Source organism: Bifidobacterium choerinum (assembly GCF_002761235.1).
Taxonomy (GTDB): domain Bacteria; phylum Actinomycetota; class Actinomycetes; order Actinomycetales; family Bifidobacteriaceae; genus Bifidobacterium; species Bifidobacterium choerinum.
Genome location: NZ_CP018044.1, coordinates 1,188,909 through 1,207,727, shown reverse-complemented (window position 1 = coordinate 1,207,727; position 18,819 = coordinate 1,188,909). Strand labels below are relative to the sequence as shown.

The 18,819-nt window shown below is 67.8% G+C and carries 14 protein-coding genes and 1 tRNA gene; 6 read left to right on the top strand and 9 right to left on the bottom strand.

All coding sequences use genetic code 11. From position 1 onward, the window contains the following. Nucleotides 1–70: 70 nt before the first annotated feature. The 5 genes from BcFMB_RS04775 to lysS all read right to left on the bottom strand — a co-directional run bounded on the left by BcFMB_RS04775 (nucleotide 71) and on the right by lysS (nucleotide 6,074). Nucleotides 71–811 (bottom strand): phosphoglyceromutase, encoded by a 741-nt coding sequence (locus BcFMB_RS04775; RefSeq protein WP_099721174.1) that lies wholly within the window; start codon nucleotides 809–811, stop codon nucleotides 71–73. 87 nt (nucleotides 812–898) lie between these two features. Beyond that, nucleotides 899–1,939, bottom strand: a complete 1,041-nt coding sequence (gene menA / locus BcFMB_RS04770; RefSeq protein WP_232513745.1) for a 1,4-dihydroxy-2-naphthoate octaprenyltransferase — start codon at nucleotides 1,937–1,939, stop codon at nucleotides 899–901. A 193-nt stretch (nucleotides 1,940–2,132) separates the two neighbouring features. After that, the gene (locus BcFMB_RS09530) at nucleotides 2,133–3,098 is read right to left on the bottom strand and encodes a hypothetical protein (protein ID WP_157775106.1); all 966 of its coding nucleotides are present in this window, start codon (nucleotides 3,096–3,098) and stop codon (nucleotides 2,133–2,135) included. A gap of 155 nt (nucleotides 3,099–3,253) precedes the next feature. Then, on the bottom strand, nucleotides 3,254–4,141 hold the full coding sequence (locus BcFMB_RS04760; protein ID WP_099721171.1) for a hypothetical protein: 888 nt from the start codon (nucleotides 4,139–4,141) through the stop codon (nucleotides 3,254–3,256). A gap of 232 nt (nucleotides 4,142–4,373) precedes the next feature. After that, nucleotides 4,374–6,074: a lysine--tRNA ligase gene (lysS, locus tag BcFMB_RS04755; RefSeq protein ID WP_157775103.1), complete on the bottom strand. Its 1,701-nt coding sequence runs from the start codon at nucleotides 6,072–6,074 to the stop codon at nucleotides 4,374–4,376. A gap of 313 nt (nucleotides 6,075–6,387) precedes the next feature. On the opposite strand from lysS, the gene BcFMB_RS04750 reads away from it, so the two are divergent. Further along, nucleotides 6,388–6,464 (top strand) — tRNA-Pro (locus BcFMB_RS04750). A gap of 554 nt (nucleotides 6,465–7,018) precedes the next feature. On the opposite strand, the gene BcFMB_RS04745 is transcribed toward BcFMB_RS04750, so the two are convergent. The 4 genes from BcFMB_RS04745 to BcFMB_RS04730 all read right to left on the bottom strand — a co-directional run bounded on the left by BcFMB_RS04745 (nucleotide 7,019) and on the right by BcFMB_RS04730 (nucleotide 11,729). Then, nucleotides 7,019–7,918: an ABC transporter permease gene (locus BcFMB_RS04745; RefSeq protein ID WP_099721169.1), complete on the bottom strand. Its 900-nt coding sequence runs from the start codon at nucleotides 7,916–7,918 to the stop codon at nucleotides 7,019–7,021. A gap of 4 nt (nucleotides 7,919–7,922) precedes the next feature. Continuing rightward, nucleotides 7,923–8,669: an ABC transporter ATP-binding protein gene (locus BcFMB_RS04740; protein ID WP_232513908.1), complete on the bottom strand. Its 747-nt coding sequence runs from the start codon at nucleotides 8,667–8,669 to the stop codon at nucleotides 7,923–7,925. 366 nt (nucleotides 8,670–9,035) lie between these two features. Beyond that, a complete protein-coding gene (locus BcFMB_RS04735) occupies nucleotides 9,036–9,824 on the bottom strand; it encodes a hypothetical protein (protein WP_099721167.1) in 789 nt (262 codons plus the stop codon). A 24-nt stretch (nucleotides 9,825–9,848) separates the two neighbouring features. Beyond that, nucleotides 9,849–11,729: a PspC domain-containing protein gene (locus BcFMB_RS04730; protein ID WP_099721166.1), complete on the bottom strand. Its 1,881-nt coding sequence runs from the start codon at nucleotides 11,727–11,729 to the stop codon at nucleotides 9,849–9,851. A 113-nt stretch (nucleotides 11,730–11,842) separates the two neighbouring features. Between BcFMB_RS04730 and BcFMB_RS04725 the strand changes: the two genes are divergently transcribed. The 5 genes from BcFMB_RS04725 (at nucleotide 11,843) to BcFMB_RS04705 (ending at nucleotide 18,741) form a co-directional block, all read left to right on the top strand. Continuing rightward, on the top strand, nucleotides 11,843–13,258 hold the full coding sequence (locus BcFMB_RS04725) for an ATP-binding protein (protein WP_099721165.1): 1,416 nt from the start codon (nucleotides 11,843–11,845) through the stop codon (nucleotides 13,256–13,258). Next, nucleotides 13,255–13,950, top strand: coding sequence for a LuxR C-terminal-related transcriptional regulator (locus BcFMB_RS04720; RefSeq protein WP_099721164.1), 696 nt, complete (start codon nucleotides 13,255–13,257; stop codon nucleotides 13,948–13,950). Before BcFMB_RS04725 ends, BcFMB_RS04720 begins: the two co-directional genes overlap by 4 nt. A gap of 153 nt (nucleotides 13,951–14,103) precedes the next feature. Next, complete coding sequence (locus BcFMB_RS04715; RefSeq protein ID WP_099721163.1) at nucleotides 14,104–16,311, top strand: DUF4037 domain-containing protein; 2,208 nt, start codon at nucleotides 14,104–14,106, stop codon at nucleotides 16,309–16,311. A gap of 50 nt (nucleotides 16,312–16,361) precedes the next feature. Continuing rightward, nucleotides 16,362–17,078, top strand: a complete 717-nt coding sequence (locus tag BcFMB_RS04710) for a DUF4125 family protein (RefSeq protein WP_024540929.1) — start codon at nucleotides 16,362–16,364, stop codon at nucleotides 17,076–17,078. A 46-nt stretch (nucleotides 17,079–17,124) separates the two neighbouring features. Then, complete coding sequence (locus BcFMB_RS04705; RefSeq protein ID WP_024540930.1) at nucleotides 17,125–18,741, top strand: alpha/beta hydrolase family protein; 1,617 nt, start codon at nucleotides 17,125–17,127, stop codon at nucleotides 18,739–18,741. Nucleotides 18,742–18,819: the final 78 nt, after the last annotated feature.

Sequence of the window (18,819 nt, the reverse complement as noted above, 5' to 3'; positions counted from 1 at the left end):
AATCAAAAGGTGGCCCGGCACTCAACGTGCCGGGCCACCTCAGTCAGCTGATCAGAGAATCAGCGGGAACTCACTTCTGGCCCTGGGCCGCGACAGCGGCGGCGCCGGCGGCGGCGGCCTCGGGATCGAGGTACTCGCCACCCTTCTTGATCGGCTTGAAGTTCTCGTCGAGCTCATAGACGAGCGGGATCGCGGTCGGGATGTTGACCTTCGCGATCTCCTCTTCGGTCAGGCCGTCGAGCATCTTGACGATCGCGCGCAGCGAGTTGCCGTGGGCGGCGATCAGGACGGTCTTGCCGGTCTTGAGCTCCGGGATGATCTCGGCATCCCAGTACGGCTCGACGCGGGCGACGACGTCAGCGAGGCACTCGGCTTCCGGAACCGGGTCTCCCGCGTAGCGCGGATCGTGGTTCTGCGCGTACTTGTCGTTCGGATCGATCTCGGGCGGCGGGGTGCCGTAGGAGCGGCGCCACAGCATGAACTTCTCGTCGCCGTACTCCTCGCGGATCTCGGTCTTGTTCTTGCCCTGCAGCGCGCCGTAGTGACGCTCGTTGAGACGCCAGTCACGCTTGACCGGGATCCACAGGCGGTCGGCCTCGTCGAGCGCGATGTTCGCCGTGTTGATCGCGCGGCGCAGCAGCGACGTGAAGACGATGTCCGGAAGGACACCCTTCTCCTTCATGAGCTTGCCGCCGTTCTTGGCTTCCTCGCGGCCCTTTTCGGTCAGCGGGACGTCAACCCAGCCGGTGAACTGATTTGTCTTGTTCCATTCGCTCTGACCATGTCGGAGCAGTACCAGTTTGTATGTCATACGCTTCAGTCTAGCGTTGCGTGCTGCCAAAATCGGCGCGCCGCGCACATCTGCGTTTCACACAACGTTTCACGCATATGTCGACGGTCAGACCATCAATGCGAATCCGTTGAACGCGAGCGCCGTCGCGAGCGCGAGCAGTCCAAGCGAGCGCATCGCGCGCATGTATTTGCGTTTGGCGATGTCGAGTGACGCGAACCATCCGGTCAGCAGCGCGCACAGCGCGCCGAGGATGCCGAGGAACGCGTTCAGCACGGACAGATGCGCCAGCCGCTCCCCCAGCACGCTCGTCGTCGTCCACGCCGCGGCCGCGCCGAGCATGACGATCGCGACGAGCGCGATCGTGCACACGGTGCCCCAGGTGCGTCCCATGCGCACGGCCCATGTGCGCTTGCCGACCTCGCGGTCCGTCTCCAGGTCGCGCAGGTTGTTGACGCACAGCACGCTCACGGCGACGAGGCCGATGGCGGTCGCGCCGACCCATGCGGCGGCGTCGAGCGCGCCGGCGATCGCGTAGGTCGTGCCGAGCGTGGCCACGAGTCCGAAGAAGACGAACACGGCGACCTCGCCGAGTCCGATGTAGCCGTACGGGTGGCGGCCGCCGACGTATCCCCAGCCGGCAGCGAGGCATAGCGCGCCGACGAGGACGAACCACCAGTATCCGGTGATGATGACGACGGCGACGCCGCACGCGCAGGCGAGCGCCGCGTTGGCGATGGCCGCGGCGAGCACATGCTTCGGCGGCACGCCGGAGGCGACGAGGCGCACCGGCGGCACCTCCATGCGGTCGGCGGGCGTGTCGAGGTCGTCGTCGAGCATCGCGGCGATCGCGCGGGCGGAGCGGTGCGCGTCGGTGCCGCGGATGCCATCGGCATAGTCGTTGACGAAGTTCGCAGCGATCTGCAGCAGCACCGCGACGAGCAGACACAGCACGGCGACGGCGACGGTGCGCGCGGTGTCCGGCACGCACGACGTGCCGCCGTGGAGGACCGCGCAGCGCGGCGCCGACGACGTGGCCGCGCGGTCGCGCACGATGCCGACGCCGGCGACCGTGCCGATCCACACGGGGGCGACACTCAGCGCGAGCGTGCGCATGCGCATGCCGCTGATGTACTGGTCGATGGTCACGGGTTCCTCCGTTGTTCGCATTCGTCTTGTCGTTCGGGCGGCGCGTTGTTCGACGGCGGCCGTCGGCGTTCCACACTACGCGCGCCGCGGTGTTTCGGGAACGGCGGCGCGTCGACATCACGAAGACCTCCACATTCGGTGGAGGTCTTCGCTGGGCGTGGCGGCGATGCGCCGCCGTCACGTCATCGTTCGGTCAGGCGTGTCCGCCCGGCATCGTCGGAGGCACGGTCGGAGCGCCCGGCGCACCCGGTGCGGCAGGAGCGGACGGGGCCGCGGGCGCCGACGGAGCGGCGAACTGGCCGGTCGGCGCGCCCGGAGCCATCGGCGCGGCAGGAGCCGGCGTCTGCGGCTGGTTCGGCACGCCGAACTGCCAGTTGCTGTTGTCGGTCGTGCCGACCGGCTGCGTCGGCGGCACGCCGGACTGCCAGCCGTTGTTCACGTAGGCGCTCGACGGCGTCGGATAGGCGGTCGGGATCGGCACGGCCGGCTGCGCGGTGCCGTTGCGCAGCTTCGTCTGCTGGGACTCGAGCCACATCGCGATGATCGTGCCGGCGAGCATGAAGATGACGGCGAAGAGCATCAGATAGAAGCCGACATGGAAGTTCGCGGCACCATGCGTGTTGAATCCACCCCATGCGATCTGGTCGATGAAGTACACGGCGTAGACGATGGCGAGCGTCAGCGAAACGGCCTTGTTGTTGAGGAACACCAGGCCGGCGATCGCGACGGCGAGCACAAGGAAGATCCAGCCGATGTTCACCAGATCCATCGAATCCTTGGCGATGAGCGCGATCGACTTGCTTTGCTGATTGACCGCGAGCCCATCATAGAGGTCGTAGGAGCTCGAGTATCCCTTGACCGAGAAGAACGGCACGAACACGGCGATGACGCCGAGCAGCGCGCCGAAGAACGTGATGAAGTCCGCGTAGATGATGTGCAGCTTGCCGAGCTGGATGCGCGTGGACAAGGTGGCGGCGATGTTGGCGTTCTGCTGACGCGGCGCGCCCTGCGGCGGCATGTACGGGGCGGCGCCCTGCGGCTGCGCGTACTGCGGTTGCTGCGGCTGTGGTGCGGCGAAGGGGGCCTGCGGCGCGGGCTGCGTCATCGGCGCGCCCTGCGGGGGCATCGGTGCGCCCGGCTGCTGCTGATTCGGATCCATATTCCTCTTCTTCCTCTGATGGATACGGCGGTTACGTTGCCCACTCTACATGCCTTGCCTCATTTTTCGCTGACCGCACCATCATGTGGCCACAGGCCGCAGGCGACGAAAAACCGGCCCCGAGGGGCCGGTTGCACATCATCGTCGCATCGACGTCACTGCTGCTGCGGCGCCTGCGGGGCCGGCGGCTGCGGGGACGGCACGTCGCCGTAGGTCGTCTGCTGTCCGATGACGAGGTTGTCGGCACCGGTCGGCGACGCGGGATCGGGCACCTGATAGACGTCGGTCTGCGACACCTCGGTGAGGGACGGCGCGGACGGCGCCGGAGGAGTCGGCATGGCGGCGGCAGGAGCCTGCGGCGATGGCGGGACCGATGCCGCAGGGGCCGCCGGAGCCGACTGCGCATACGGAGGAATCGGCGCGCCGGGCTGCGTCGCCGGGGCGGCCGGCGCCGCACCCATCGGCGCCATCGGAGGAACGGACGGCGACGCCATGGCGGTGTTCGGATGCTGCGGGCCCTGCGCCTTCTTGAGCTGCATCACGTTGTAGAACTCGACGCCCGTCGCGATGAGGATGAGGAACACGGTGACGGCCCACAGCCAGTATCCCGCGCCATAGCTCACCTTGACCTGCACGAGGCCGGAGTACGACGCCGCCTCACCGGCGGCATGGCCGGCGTTGATCGTCTCGAACAGCCACAGCAGGAACTGCAGGACGGCCACGACGAACGCCGCAAGCGCCTGACGGATGACGGCGAGCACTGCGACGGCGACGGCAAGCACGATGACGATCCAGCCGTCGCCCTTGATGAGGCTGACCGTCTGCGAGAAGAAACCGGGGATCGATACGGTCGCGTACGGCAGGAACGTCGCGATGATGGCGATGACGGCGGCGACCACCGTCGTGACGGCGGCGACCGAGACGCCAAGATTGCCGATCTTGACCTTCGGGTCGGTGAATTCACGCAGCGTATGCTGCAGGTCGGATGCAGGCTGCGGCGCCGACGGCATCGGCGGCACCTGCGGCTGTTCGTTGAAACTCATGTCCTTTCCTCTCTTCTCTCGTTGTCGTCGAAGACACATGTCCCGCCAACGGCGAGCGCCGCGGGCGGAAGTCCGACCACCGTATCAGGAAACGCGCGCGATGCACAAAAGGACACCGTCGATTATGGACGTCCGAGAATCGGCCGGCCGCACATCCGACGGCGCGGCCGCGCTGCCGGATGCAAAGGCAACCGGCAGGGCGGCCGCGCCGAGGGGGGAAAAAAATCGATGCTCAGCTGTTGAGCGGCTTGACGAGCGGGAACGTGATCGTCTCGCGGATCGTGGCTCCGGTGAGCGCGATGAGCAGACGGTCGATGCCCATGCCCATGCCGCCCGCCGGCGGCATGCCGACGCCGAGCGCCTCGAGGAAGTCCTCGTCGATGTCGCAGGCCTCCTCGTCGCCGGCGAGCGCGTCCTTCGCCTGTGCGACGAAGCGTTCGCGCTGCACGATCGGGTCGTTGAGCTCGGAGTATCCGGTCGCCAGTTCGAAGCCGCGCACGTAGAGGTCCCATTTTTCGACGACGCCCGGCTTGGAACGGTGCGCCTTGACGAGCGGCGACGTCTCGACCGGGAAGTCGCGCACGAAGGTCGGCTCGTAGAGCTTGTCCTCGTAGAAGTGCTCCCACAGGTGTTCGACGAGCTTGCCGTGGTTCTCGACCTCGTCGCGTTCGACGCCGAGCTTGTCGGCGATCGCGCCGAGTTCGGCGACGCTCGTGGCGGGCGTGATCTGCTGGCCGAGCGCCTCGGACAGCGAGTCGTACATGCTCATCTGCTTCCATTCGCCGCCGAAGTCGTATTCGGTGCCGTCGAGCAGCGTGACCTTCGTCGAGCCGAAGACGTCGATCGCCGTCTTCTGGATGAGCTCCTTGACGAGCTTGGCGATCGTGTCGTAGTTGCCGTAGGCCTCATACGCCTCGACCATCGTGAACTCCGGCGCGTGCGTCGCGTCGACGCCCTCGTTGCGGAAGTCGCGGTTGATCTCGAAGACGCGGTCGATGCCGCCGACGAGGCAGCGCTTGAGGAACAGCTCCGGCGCGATGCGCAGGTAGAGGTCGAGGTCGAAGGCGTTCATGTGCGTCGTGAACGGGCGCGCGGCTGCGCCGCCGTGGATCGTCTGGAGCATCGGCGTCTCGACTTCGAGGAAGTCGTGCTCCTCGAAGGTGTGGCGCAGCGACGAGACGGCCTTCGAGCGGTTGCGCACCATGTTGCGGATCCTCTCGTCGGCGATCATACCGATGTACGGCTTGCGCGTGCGCGTGTCCTCGTTGAGTTCCTTGTGCAGCGTCGGCAGCGGCTGCAGCGCCTTCGACGCGATCGCCCATTCGTCGGCGAAGACCGACAGTTCGCCGGTCTTCGATGCGATGACGCGGCCCTTGACGAACAGATGGTCGCCGAGGTCGACGAGCTGCTTGAAGAGCTTGAGCGAGTCGGCGCCGATCTGCTTCTTCGACAGCATCGCCTGGATCGTCGTGCCGTCGCCGGCCGCGAGCTGCACGAAGCACAGGCCGCCGGCGTTGCGGATGAACAGGACGCGGCCGGCGATGCCGACGACGTCATCGGTCTCGGCGCCCGGCTCGAGCTTGCCGTCCCACTTCGCGCGCACCGCGTCGATCGTGCTCGTCACGTCGAGCGAGACCGGATATGGGTTGAGTCCGTCCTTGAGCATCATCGCGCGCTTGGCGACGCGCATCTGCACCTGCTCGGGATGCGCGAGCGGGCCGAATTCCTTGTTCGACGGGTCGATGGCCTCGTCAAGCGTCGCGCCCTCGTCGATGCGGCGCGTGATCGTCTCGTCCTGCCTGAGCAGCAGCTCGGCGCGCTCGACGGTGCTCATCGACGGCGCCGTGACCTCCTCGTCCTCGACGGCGACGGTCTCGTCGGCCGGCGTCTCGGGAAGCGCTTCATGTTCGTTGTTCGTGTTCTGTTCGGTCATGTCCTCGTTCTCGTCCTTCTTGTCCTTGCACCACACGCGTGCGCGCACCGTGCGCTCGGATATCGGCGCGGCATCCGCCGACGCACACCGTGCGTTTGGATGCCGGGGATTCGAATCCCTCATCGCCCATGGCACACAGATACCCGCGGCACGCATATATGCGCCGGCGCGGGCTCGGTATAGCGCACCAGTGTAACCGCCCGCCACTACACGCGCGCCGCCCGCTTTTCCCACCGCGCAACCGGCGCGACACGCCGAAGTTGCAATTCCTTCACGATTGCGTAAACTGTCACCTGTTGCCGGAAAGCAACATCGGGCTGTGGCGCAGCTTGGTAGCGCGCTTCGTTCGGGACGAAGAGGCCGCGAGTTCAAATCTCGCCAGCCCGACCACTTCAAAGCCTCACCTTCGGGTGAGGCTTTTCGCATATCCGCGCACCGGTGGCGTCAGTCCATCCTCCGCGTCCCATCCCATCGACCGCCTCGACGAACCCACCCGCAACCAGGCCGGTTTCCGTCCCGATCCATCGACCAAGCCGATGAGTCCACCCTCAGACAGGTCCATTGGCGTCCCGATCCGTCGACACGGCCGACGAACCCACCCGCTGCGTCCCGATCCATCGACCAGGTCGACGAACCCACCCGCGAACCAGCCCGTTTCCGTCCCGACCCATCGACACCGTTGACGGAACCACCCACAGCGAAACAATCCATCGGCGATCCCGACGAACCCACCCGCAAAACCAACCGGTTTCCGTCCCAAACCGTCGATGGGGCCGACAACCCCACCCGTTGCGTCCCGACCCATCGGCGACCCCGACGAACCCACCCGCGAACCGGCCCATTTCCGTCCCCGGAACGTCGATGGGGCCGACGAACCCACCCGCCGGCCCCATCTATCCGCCGTGCTTCGGCAGCGCAGCGGCGACTTCCGATCGTCCGCGCCCCTACCGCATCTGCGCGCGCTGCTCCTTGGCTGCGGCGCGCTGCGCTTCCTCGGGCTTCTCGCCCGGATGCACGGACTTGTGCAGCTGCACGAGGTCCTTGAAGCTGAGCTTCTTCGCCGGCTCCGGCACGAAGTAGCGGTCGTAGGAGATGAAGCAGCGCTTGTAGATCAGCGCGATGATGATCGAATCGGCGACGAGCGTCAGCGCCGCGACCGCCGCGAGGATGACGAACTGGTACTTCGCCGCGCTCACCGGGCTCTTGCCGGCGATGATCTGGCCGGACATCATGCCCGGAATCGTCACGATGCCGCTCGACGCGAGCATCGCGATCGACGGCAGCAGGCCGAGGCGGATCGACGAGATCATCGACGGCTTCGCCGCCTCCCATTTCGTGGCGCCGAGCGCGAGCATCGTGTTCACCTCCGCGTACCGTTCGCGCATCGATTCGAAGAAGCGGCTCAGGCCGAGCGCGAGTGCGCTGACGGTGTTGCCGAGCAGCATGCCGGTGAGCGGTATGACGAGCTGCGGCGCATACCACGGCTTCGGCCGCACGATGAGTTCGGCGACGATCGCGAGCATCAGCAGCATCGTCACGACGAGCGACAGCAGCACGATGCCGACGAGTCCCTTCGGCGCGCCGGTCGCACGTCCCATCGTGATCTGCACGGCCGCGAGCAGCATCAACGCGATGAGTCCGATGACGAGCCACACGTTGTTCTGCCGGATCACGTATTCGAGGATGAAGCCCATCGCGAGCAGCTGCACGAGCGAACGCGCCGTCGCCCAGATCAGCGACTTGGCGACGCCCGTCTTCATCAGCGCCGAGATGGCGGCCGCGACGAGCACCATGACGACGGCCGCGACGAGTCCCCATATGTCGATGTCGAAATACGATTCCATCAGCTCACTCCTTCTCATCCGCCGTGCCGTCCGCAGTATCGTCCGCCGATCCGTCGACGACGTCGGCGCGCTGCGCCGCGGCGACCTGCGCGGCCGTCGGCAGCGGCACCTCGCGCAATGCGCCGTCCTTGAGCACCATCATGCGCGTCGCGCGTCCGTCCGGCGCGCGGTGGCGGATGCGCACGACCGCCGTGCCCTCGTGCGCGGCGAGCTTGAGCAGGTCGGCTACCTTGTCCGCGTTCTCCTCGTCGAGTCCGGCGTCGACCTCGTCGGCGAGCAATACGCGCGGCTTCGTCAGCAACGTGCGCGCGAGGCTGACGCGCGCCGCCTGTCCTCCGGACAGGTCGCGCGGCGCACGGCCGAGGTCGATGCCCCGGCAGCCCATGCGGTCGAGCGTCGCGCGGATGTGCGCGTCGGAGAGCATGTCCTTCGGCTCGTGCGCGCGTTCGCCCTGCCGTACCTTGAGCGTCCACGGCAGCCGGATCGCGTCGGCGACCGTCTCGCCGATGAGCGTCGACGTCTGCGGCAGATAGGCGACGTTGACGCGCCACTGCTGCGGCGTGAACGTGTCGGAATCCTTGCCGTCGAGCGCGAACGAACCGGTCGTGTACACGTTGAGGCGCGCAAACGCGGTGAGCAGCGTCGACTTGCCCGAGCCGGACGGTCCGGTCAGGTCGACGACCTCGCCGCCGTCGACATGGAACTCGAGTCCTTGGAACACCGTCGTCTCGCCGCCGCCGCGCCTGGGCATGACCGCCGTCACGTCGCGCGCCGTGAACAGATGCCGCGCGCCGCCTGATGCTCCCGTCACCGTTGCTGTGGATGTCTTCGTCGTCTGTGCCACGACCTCACCTTCCGTCATCTGCAGTCCGCCGCGCGACGTCGGCCTCGCGCGGCCTTGTTCTGCTGCCACTGTAGCGCGCGGAACGCCGCCCCCCCCCTGCCGTTTTCCGCGCTTGGCGCGCGGGACGGGCGGAGGCGGCGTTCGTGTGAGTCGGCCGCGGCCACGGGTAATGGGGTAACTGGAAAAGCGAAGTGCCGCGGCGCCGTGCGTCGAGTGATGGGTCCCTGTCGTCTCCTTTCGTCGAATGATGTCGTGATTACGGATATCGTCGTCTCAGCGTCCGTCGCGGCCGGCCGCGTCGTGGCGGCGGCTTCGCATGTGGGAAACGATGCCCCAGACGATCGCGATGACGCTGAGCAGCACGCCGAGTCCCATCAATGTCCAGTTGACGAGCCCGCGCCAGTCGATGGAGTCGAGCAGGCCGCTGTTCATCGTCGAGCCGACGAGGATCGTCAATGCGCCGATGATCGTGACGACGACGCCGAACACGATCGTGCCGACGCTGGCGCCGCTCGGCCGCACGGCCTTCGGCGCTTCGGGCGGCTGCGGCGCGCTGTACATCGGCACGGCGCCGGACGGCGGCGTGCCGGTACCGTCCGACGTCGCGTCGGCAGCGCCCTGCGTCGCGTCGTCGTCGGCGATGACGGTCGCGTCGAGCGTCGTCGTGTCGTCCGTCGTTTCCGTGTCGTCCGTCGTCGGGGCGCCCGTGTCGTCCGTCGTCACGTCGGCGACGTCGTCCGCCGTTTGCGACGACCACGACCAGCCGGTCGGCAGCGGCCGCGTCATGTCGGCGGCGCCCTGCCGCGGCATGACGGCCGTCGGCGCCGTTTCGTCGACGGCCGCCCGTTCGATGACGACGGTCGTCTCGTCGGCCGCCGTCTGCATCGGCATCTCCCGCATGTCGCCGTCGTTGGGCGCCGGAGCGTCGTCAGCGTCGAATTCGGCGAAACGTTCGCTCAGCGGCACGTCCATCTCGGTCGTCGCGTCGTCCGGCGACGGCGTGTCCTGCCGTGCGATGACCTCGGTGTCGTCATCGCGCATGTTGTGATCTGCGTTGTTCATGTCGTTTTCCGTTTCCTGATTCGCTCAACGCTGCGAGGCGTAGCGTACGGAGACGCCGCCCGAGATGAGCACGTTCGGTTCGATGACGAGTTCGGCTTCCTTCGGCGCCTTGTCGGCGCTCGCCGCGCACGGCCAGTAGCGGTCGGACTCGATGAGCTGCTTCATCTGCGCGTTCGCGGCCGACGCGAGGTCGACCTTGCCCTTCGTCACGCTGACGCCGGTGCACAGATCGGCCATCCTGCGCGATGTGAAGTACATGTCGTCGGTGTCGACCCAGGTCGACTCGTCATCGGCGTCGTCTTCGTCGTCGGCGTCCTCGTCGACGACATCGGTCCTGTCGTCGGGATCGCCGACCTCGACTTCGATGCCGGGCATCCTCACATGCGTGTAGCCGACGATGTTCTCGTTGTCCCAACCGACGACGTCGACGTCGGCGAGGCCGCTGCCGCGCGACATGAAGGTGTACGGGCCGCCGACCATGTCGGTCGGATAGGTCGCGTCGCCGCTTGCGAACTTCCACGAGCAGCCGTCGGGGATCGTCACGATGACGCGCGCGTTTGTCACCGTCATCGGGATATGGCCGGTCGGGCAGGTGCTCGTTCCCGGATGCCCGTCGTTGAGCCACACCGTGTGCTTCTTCGTGCCGGATAGGTTGACGCTCAGCTGGTCGTGGCGGTAGTCGTCGCCGGTGACGGCGATGCCGCGTTCGAGCTTCCTCCAATCATCGGCTGACGACGTCAGCTCGACGTTGCCGCCGGCGACGCTGATCGGCGTGTAGTCGCCGTCGATACCGTTCTTGTAGACGTTGACGGCCGTCCATGCGCCGCCGACCGCCATCGCGCAGACGGCGACGAACATCGCGATCCAGGCGAAGGGATGCAGGCCGCCGGTGCGGCGTCCGGCGCAGCCGAGCACGATGATGACGACGCCGAGCACGACGCAGACGGCGCCCGCATAGAGCACGCCCGGCTGCATCGTGCTGACGAGCGACGTGTTGTTCACGGCGAAGGAGCAGACGGCCATCGAGACGATGAGCAGGCCGAGCACGAGCAGGACGAGCATCGGTCCGGCCGGCTTGCGACGCATGGTCTTCACCGGCGCCGGACGCGACGGCGGCGCGACGTAGGTCGGCGGCACGTTCGGCTGCGGAGCGGCCGGCTGCGGGGCGGCCGCGTACGCCGGCGCCGCGGACGGCATATCGGGCGCCGTGTCGACGGGCGCGTCGCCGCTCATATACATGTCGGGGCGAAAGGGATGGTCGGGCTGCGCCGCACCGGCGGCCGGAGCGGCCGCGGCGTACGCGGCGCCGTTCGCCGCCGGCTGCTGCGGCATCGCGCCGCCGTACGGCATGTTCGCCGGAGGCGTCGTCGGCGGATTGCCAGGCTGGGCGGCGCCGCGCACGGCGAAGCGGCGGCGGCCGTTGTCCACGAGCAGGAAGAACGCGAGCGCGGCGAACAGAAAGGCACCCATGTTGACGCTCCACGACCCCCACCACAGGAAGCCGAAGCCGCTGAACCCGCCGATGAGGATGCACAGGATGACGCCGACGAAGGACCAGTCCCAGTGGCCGTCGATCACCTCCTCGAGCAGGATCCGGTGGTCGAGCTCGTCCGGCAGCAGCAGCCAGCAGATGCCGTAGAGCACGGCGCCGAAGCCGCCGAGGAAGAACGCGACGACCATCAGGACGCGCACGAGCGTCACGTTCCAGCCGAGTTCGAGGGCGATCGCGCCGCACACGCCGGCGATGACGCGGTCGTTCGTGCGTTCGACGCGGCTTTCGCGGATCCAACGGAAGAAGCTCGCCTCCGGCTTCTGCGCGGCCGGCTGGGGTTGGGCAGCGTATTGCGGTTGACCCTGCTGACCGGGCTGCCCTTGCGGCCTCGGGTCGTACTGTGTGTTGCTCATGGTTCCATTACAGCAGCCCGAAGGCGTCAAAACCCTCAGGGGACACCCTGATTTCCTCCTGATTCCTCGCCCGGACCCTCGGTTTTCTTCCTGAACGGCGGCACAATGGAGGCATGTACGACACCTCTTCGACGTCAAGCGCCGCCGTGCGTCCGGCGGCGGCCGGCACGGCGGACGACTTCCGTCCGCTGCATCCGGCGCGGCTGCCGCTGATGCGGCCGCGCAGGGGACGCTGGATCGCCGGCGTCGCGCGCGGCGTCAGCATGCATCTGGGCGTGCATGTGTTCTGGGTGCGGCTCGCCTTCGTCGCGCTGTGCGCGCTGTACGGCGTGGGCTTCGCCGCCTATGTGGCGCTGTGGCTGCTGATTCCGGCCGGCGACCCCGAGGCCGAGGCTCGGCGCATCGCCGCGGCCGCGCACGCCGGCGACGCGCCGCTCGCGAAAGGCAACGTGAACCCGGGGACGCCGTCCGCACATGGCAATGTCGCCGGCGTCGCCGACTACACCGGACTGGGGTCGGCGCCGCCGGCGATCAGCGGCGAAAGCCTCAAGCAGCTGTTCGACGAGGCGTCAAAGCCGGCGCTGTTCGCGTCGCTCGGCGTCCTGCTCATCGCCTGCACGGTCGTCGTCAACATGGCCGCGTCGCGCACCGGCGCCTTCCTGCCGGCCGTGCTCGCCGTCGTCGGCCTCGGCGTCGCCTGGATGCGCTACAACGCGCCGCGCGGGCAGATCACGACGACGGCGATCGGCGTCGCGCTCGAATTCGTCGCCTACGTCGTCTTCCTTGTGCAGCCGCTGTTCGCGCACCACGAGGTCACGCTCGCGCGCAGCCTCGTCAGCGGCCTGCTGCTCGTGTTCGCCGTCATCGGCACGCTCACGCCGTGGATCATGGCGCTGATGCGCGGGTTCACGAACGAACGCGCGCTCAAGGAACGCGAGGAGGAGCGCGCCGACATGACGGCGCATCTGCACGACGGCGTCCTGCAGACGCTCGCCTTGATCCAGCTGCATGCGAACGAACCGCAGACGGTGTTCACGCTCGCACGCTCGCAGGAGCGCGAGCTGCGCAGCTGGCTCTATCAGGAGCGCAAGACCTCGGACCGCTCGGTCAACGCCGGGCTCACGCAGATCGCCGCGCAGATCGAGGACAGCCACGGCAGGCCGATCGACGTCGTCACCGTCGGCGACGCGCGGCCAAGCGCGCAGACGGACGCGCTGCTCGACGCCGCCGCGCAGGCGATGGTCAACGCGGTGACGCACGGCGGCGAACCGGTCTCCGTGTACTGCGAGGCGTCGGACACGCTCGTCGAGGTGTTCGTGCGCGACCACGGCGGCGGCTTTAGCATGGAGGACGTGCCGCCCGAACGGCTCGGCATCCGCGAGTCGATCATCGGACGGATCAGAAGGCGCGGTGGCAGCGTGGAGATCGTCTCGAGGCCCGGATGGGGCACCGAGGTGCGCATGCACATGCCGATCGCCGCGCCGGACGGCGCGCATGCGGCGCCGGATGAGGGAAAGGAACGGGCATGAGCGAACAGGACGGGTCGTCGCGGCCGCGGGTGCGCATCGCCGTCGTCGACGACCATGAGATGTTCAGGGCGGGCGTCATCGCGACGCTCGCGCCGACCTTCGACGTCGTCGGGCAGGCGGCGGACGTCGAATCGTCGGTGATGATGATCGCGGACACGCAGCCGGACGTCGTGCTGCTCGACGTGCATGTGCCGGGAGGTGCGGGCGGAGGCGGCGCCGAGATCCTGACGAAGTCGCGGCCATTGTCCCCCGATTCGGCGTTCCTCGCGCTGTCGGTCTCCGATTCGGCGCAGGACGTCGGCGCCGTCATCCGCGCCGGCGCGCGCGGCTATGTGACGAAGACGATCACCGGCAACGAGCTGATCCATTCGATCGAGCAGGTCGCCGACGGCTACGCGGTCTTCTCCCCCAAGCTCGCCGGATTCGTGCTCTCGGCCTTCCAGGGCGCGCCGCCGGCCGCCGACGACGGCGCGGACCGGCAGGTGCACGACAGCGAGCTCGACCGCCTGTCGACGCGCGAACAGGAGGTCATGCGCCTCATCGCGCGCGGCTACACGTACAAGGAGGTCGCCGCCGAACTGTTCATCTCGGTGAAGACCGTCGAGACGCACGTCAGCTCGGTGCTGCGCAAGCTGCAGCTGTCGAACCGCAACGAACTGACGTTGTGGGCCGCCGACCGCCACATCGTCTGAGCGATTGCGCAGGCGCGCGACACGGCATACGATTCGAACATCCGTTCGCACAAGGCGATCGCGACGACGGCGTGTGCCACGGCCGATGCCCTACGATGGTGCTCAGCGAGACGGCGGCGCAGCGGGCGCCGCCCGGACGGAAAGGCGGCTGCGATGGCGCACGACGAGGACGACCTGCTGGCGAAGCTGACGCGGTTCAGCGAAGGCGTCGCGCCGCCCTTCGCGCAAGCCGACACGACGGACGCGACAACGGACGGCACAGGCGATGCGAACGGCACAGGCGACATGAACGATACGAATGTCGCCGATGACGGCGCCGGATTCGACGTCGACGAGTTCCTGCACGGCCTCGACGCGATCTTCGCCCGCCACGAAGCGGCCACGAAGGCCGAACCCTATCTGCTCGACGCGATGGACCTGGCCGAGAACGCCGGCGACCTTCCCGGCCTGCTCACCGTGCTCAACGAGACGATGGGCTTCTACCGCTCGCAGTCGCGCCACAAGGACAACCAGTGGATCATCCAGCGGGCGATCGAGCTCGCGCTGCGCCTCGGACTCGAAGGCACCGAAGCATGGGCGACGACGCTCATCAACGCGGCCACGTCGCAGCGCGCCGCCGGCAACTACGAGCAGGCCGAGGAACTCTACCGTCAGGCGCTCGACTGCGCCGACCATGTCTACGACGCCGACGACCGACGGCTCGCGGCGCTACACAACAACCTGTCGATGCTCTACGGCGAAACCGACCGTCCCGCCCAGGCCGTGGCCGAACTGCGCGAGGCGCTCGCAATCCTCGAACACGGCAGCCCCGACCCGGACACCGACGTCGACGTCGCCTCCACCTGCGCGAACCTCGCGCTCGCGCTGCTCGCCGAGGCGACGGCGGGCGACAACGACGCCGACACGACATCCGCGGCGCTTGACGAGGCGCGCGCATGCGCCTCACGGGCGCTGGCGATTTACCGCGCCGCCGACGCCGAGGGCAGCGCGCACTACGCATCGGCGCTCGCGACGGCCGCACAGGTGGCGTTCGCATGCGGCGATTTCACGGGCGCCGTCACACGCTACGAACGCGCGCTCGCCATCATCGGCGCATGCTACGGCGAGCACACCGACTACTACCGCGTCACCGAAGCCAATCTCGGCAAGGCGCGCGAGGCGCTGCGCGCGGCCGGCGCGTCGGCTGGCGAAGCCGCGGCGAACGCGCGGGACGAGAACCCGCAGTCCGCCGGCATGGCAGGCAGCGGTACAACGAACGACGCGACGGGCAGCGGCGCGGCAGGCACCATGACCCAGGCATCCGAGGCATCATCCAGCACGGCGCCGTCCGACGCGGCCGCTTCTCCGCGTCGCAGCGGCCTGCAGCTCGCCCGCGATTTCTGGCTCGCTTACGGCAGGCCGATGCTCGAGGAACGCTATCCGGACTACGTGGGCCGCATCGCGGCGGGTCTCGTCGGCCCGGGTTCGGAATGCTTCGGCTTCGACGACGCGCTCTCCGAGGACCATGACTTCGGCGCGCGCTTCTGCCTGTGGCTCACCGACGACGACTATGCGAGGATCGGCGAGCAGCTGCAGCGCGACTACGAGGCGCTGCCGCGCGAGTTCGACGGCGTCACGCGTTCCGCCACGACGCCGCGCGCGTCCGGCGGCGGCCGGCGCGACGGCGTGTTCCCGATCGGCGGCTTCTTCACGGCGCTCACCGGATACGCGAGCGCGCCGGGCGCCGACGAGCCGCATCGCTGGATGATGCTCGACGAGGCCACGTTGGCGAACGCGACGAACGGGCGCGTCTTCGCCGACCCGTTCGGCGCGTTCTCGAAGGCGCGCCAGTCGTTCAGGATGATGCCGGACGACGTGCGGCTCGCATGGATCTCGCGGCGTCTGGGGATGATCGCGCAGGCCGGCCAGTACAACGTGCCGCGCATGCTCGCGCGCGGCGACGGCGCGGCAGCGTGGCTGTGCATCGACGAGTTCACGATGGCCGTCTCCTCGCTTGTGTTCCTGCTCAACAATCCGGTGACGGTCGGCTATGCGCCGTACTACAAGTGGCGTTTCGCCGCGCTGCGCGCATTGAGCCGGCGCGCCGGCATGCGATTGGCCGGCGTGTGCGACGAGCTCGAGGCGCTGCTGCGCCGCTCGTCGGCCGCCTGCTTCGGCGGTGCGGGCTTCGGCGAAGGCGGCTCCGGCGCCGCGCCGCATATCGAGACCGTCGAGCGCACGATCGAGGCGATCTGCGCGCAGATCGTCGAGGAGCTGCAACGGCAGGGCCTGACCGATTCAGACGCCGACTTCCTCGAATGGCAGCGCCCGTATGTGGAGGCGCACATCCACGACCCCTCGCCATGCCTGCACAGCCTGTGACGGCCGCATGGCACGACCACATCGGATATGACCACATCAGAAACGGAGCCATGATGACGCAAGCACATGATGCGACGCAGGACGACGGCTCGCTGCCGGACGACGAACGCACGGCGCTCGTCGAGCAGATCGTGCGGCATGAATGGAACATGTTCCAGCGCACGACGAACGAAGGCGGCCGTGCCGCCTGCCAGGGCAACTGGCCGATGTTCGCGCTGATGCGCACAAGCCAGTTCATGCCGTGGCCGATCGAGCTCATCAGGTCGTATCTGCAGGATCTGGTCGACGCCAAACATCGGGGCCGCAACCTCGTCGAGGAGAAATACGCACGCATGATGGCATCGACCGACCCGGAACGCTACCGGCGCGACATCGCCCCGTATATCCCGGCGCTCGACGACGCGCGCGTCGCTCGGCAGGAGCGGATCGTGGCATGTCAGCTCGACTGGGCGCGCGACTTCACCACGCGTTTCCCCCACATCGGCGCGAACATGCGTGTGCTGACGAGCGATCAGGACACCGGCGAACAGACTTCGTACGAGACGTATCTGCGCGGGGAATTGGGCACCTACTCGCCACGCACATTGGGGTTGTACGAGGATTTCGTCATGCGGCTGCAGGCGCAGGGCGGCAATCTCACGCAGCTGACGGTGGCATGGACGATGCGGCTGGCGGGCAGCGGCTCCCTTGACGAAGCGGAACAGGTGCAAGGCGGTTCGCCACGCGATCGACAGGGAGGCAGGCACGCCGATGCGGACGCGATTTGAGCTTTGCGCCGAAGAATCGGCAAGCCTGACGATACAGTGAGGAACCGTGCAGCATTTCTGGAAGCAATTCGCATGGACGCTTGTCGCATCGACGGTCACACTCGCGTTTTTCCTCGGCGTGAGCGCGTTGATGATGCCGCCATGGCGCATCGAACCGCTCAGCGCGCATATCACCGTCTCGACGTCCGACACCGCGATCGCCGCCGATGGCATCACGACGCCCCAGGAAGGCACCTACAAAGTCAAGGAATCGAAGATTCGGCTCAGGATCAGCGGCGGCAGGACCGTCGATGCGATCGTGCGCGAGCCAATCGGCGCGCCGAAGGGGCGCCCCGCATGCTCCTTCGTGCACGGCGCCGGCACCGGCAAGGCCTCCGAGGTCTACGGCGACATCGCCGGCGCGATGGCGTCGGCCGGCATCACGACGCTCGTGCAGGACAAGCGCCTCGACAACTACACACCGCTGTCGCGCGACTACCTGTCGAACGCCGAGGACTATCTCGCCGGCCTCGACGCGCTGCGCGCATGGCCGGGCGTCGACGCCGCGAAGGCCGGCATCTACGCGGAATCGGAAGGCACCTGGATCGCGACGCTGATGGCGGATCGGGACAAGGACATCGCGTTCGCGATCCTGACCTCCGCCCCGGTGTTCTCCCCCCGCCAGCAGATGGCGATGGCGGCGACGCAATACCTCAACATCATCGGCGCGCCGAGCGGCGTCATCGGCATCATCCCGAAGCTCATCAGCCTCGACTTCGCCCCCTTCGGCCTCAACTACGCCGACTTCGACGCGGCCGCCTACCGGCACAACCTGACGATGCCACTGCTCGTCAACTACGGCACACGCGACCCGTCGATGCCGTGCGAGCAGGGCGCGCAGCAGCTCATCCGCGACGCCCATGACGTCGGCAACGAGAACGTGACGGTGCGCTACTACCCGACGAACCACCAGATGCGCACCGGTTCGTCGCTGTCATTGCCCGGCCTGCAGCTCGAGAAGCACTACACGCACAACCTTGAGGACTGGGTGAACGCGGTGGCCGCCGGCGCGACGGCGACGGACTGGACGACACCGCCGATCGCCGGCGCGCAGCCGTTCCAAGAGTTCGCGGTCCCGGCCAGCGTCAGGCCCGGCTGCATCCATTCGCTGCTCGAGGTGCTCGTCGTCGCCCTGCTCGTCGTCCTGCTGTGGCTCATCGTCGTCATCTGCTGCCTGATCACGTTCCTGCGCCGCCACCACTGCGACGCCGAATCACCGGGGCGCAAGGGGCATACGCTCGTGCACCGGTATACGGCGCAGTCGAGGGCGCTCATCATCGGCAACATCATCCTCACGCCGACGCTCACCTGCGGCTTCCTCGCCTACTTCGCGTTCGTCGCGCGCGCCGCGCTCAAACTCGAGGACGATGCGGCGACGCTCGAAGCCGGATGGGTCGCGCTGCGCATCGGCGCGTTCATCGCGATCGCGATGCTGTGCTGGCTGTGGATCCGCCTGTATTTCTTCTACGGCCCCGGCGAACTCGACCCGCGCGACGCCGACCACGACCTCCCGCGCAAGGAATACCGCATGGCACGCGGTCACAGCTGGATCATCGGCATGCTGTCCGTCTGCGTGCTGCTCGCGCTGGCGCTCGCCGACTTCTTCGGCCTCATCGGCTCATGAGACCTTGCATGTGCAAACGGCGGGCCGTCCGCGGAAAATGGACTCCGCGGACGGCCCGCCGTTTGCACAGGGCTACGT

Bases quoted from the DNA above. Each gene is read 5' to 3' on its own strand.
- BcFMB_RS04775 (WP_099721174.1), bottom strand. From the start codon at position 811: ATGACATACAAACTGGTACTGCTCCGACATGGTCAGAGCGAATGGAAC.
- BcFMB_RS09530 (WP_157775106.1), bottom strand. From the start codon at position 3,098: ATGGATCCGAATCAGCAGCAGCCGGGCGCACCGATGCCCCCGCAGGGC.
- BcFMB_RS04760 (WP_099721171.1), bottom strand. From the start codon at position 4,141: ATGAGTTTCAACGAACAGCCGCAGGTGCCGCCGATGCCGTCGGCGCCG.
- lysS (WP_157775103.1), bottom strand. From the start codon at position 6,074: ATGACCGAACAGAACACGAACAACGAACATGAAGCGCTTCCCGAGACG.
- BcFMB_RS04745 (WP_099721169.1), bottom strand. From the start codon at position 7,918: ATGGAATCGTATTTCGACATCGACATATGGGGACTCGTCGCGGCCGTC.
- BcFMB_RS04740 (WP_232513908.1), bottom strand. From the start codon at position 8,669: ATGCCCAGGCGCGGCGGCGGCGAGACGACGGTGTTCCAAGGACTCGAG.
- BcFMB_RS04735 (WP_099721167.1), bottom strand. From the start codon at position 9,824: ATGAACAACGCAGATCACAACATGCGCGATGACGACACCGAGGTCATC.
- BcFMB_RS04730 (WP_099721166.1), bottom strand. From the start codon at position 11,729: ATGAGCAACACACAGTACGACCCGAGGCCGCAAGGGCAGCCCGGTCAG.
- BcFMB_RS04725 (WP_099721165.1), top strand. From the start codon at position 11,843: ATGTACGACACCTCTTCGACGTCAAGCGCCGCCGTGCGTCCGGCGGCG.
- BcFMB_RS04720 (WP_099721164.1), top strand. From the start codon at position 13,255: ATGAGCGAACAGGACGGGTCGTCGCGGCCGCGGGTGCGCATCGCCGTC.
- BcFMB_RS04715 (WP_099721163.1), top strand. From the start codon at position 14,104: ATGGCGCACGACGAGGACGACCTGCTGGCGAAGCTGACGCGGTTCAGC.
- BcFMB_RS04710 (WP_024540929.1), top strand. From the start codon at position 16,362: ATGATGACGCAAGCACATGATGCGACGCAGGACGACGGCTCGCTGCCG.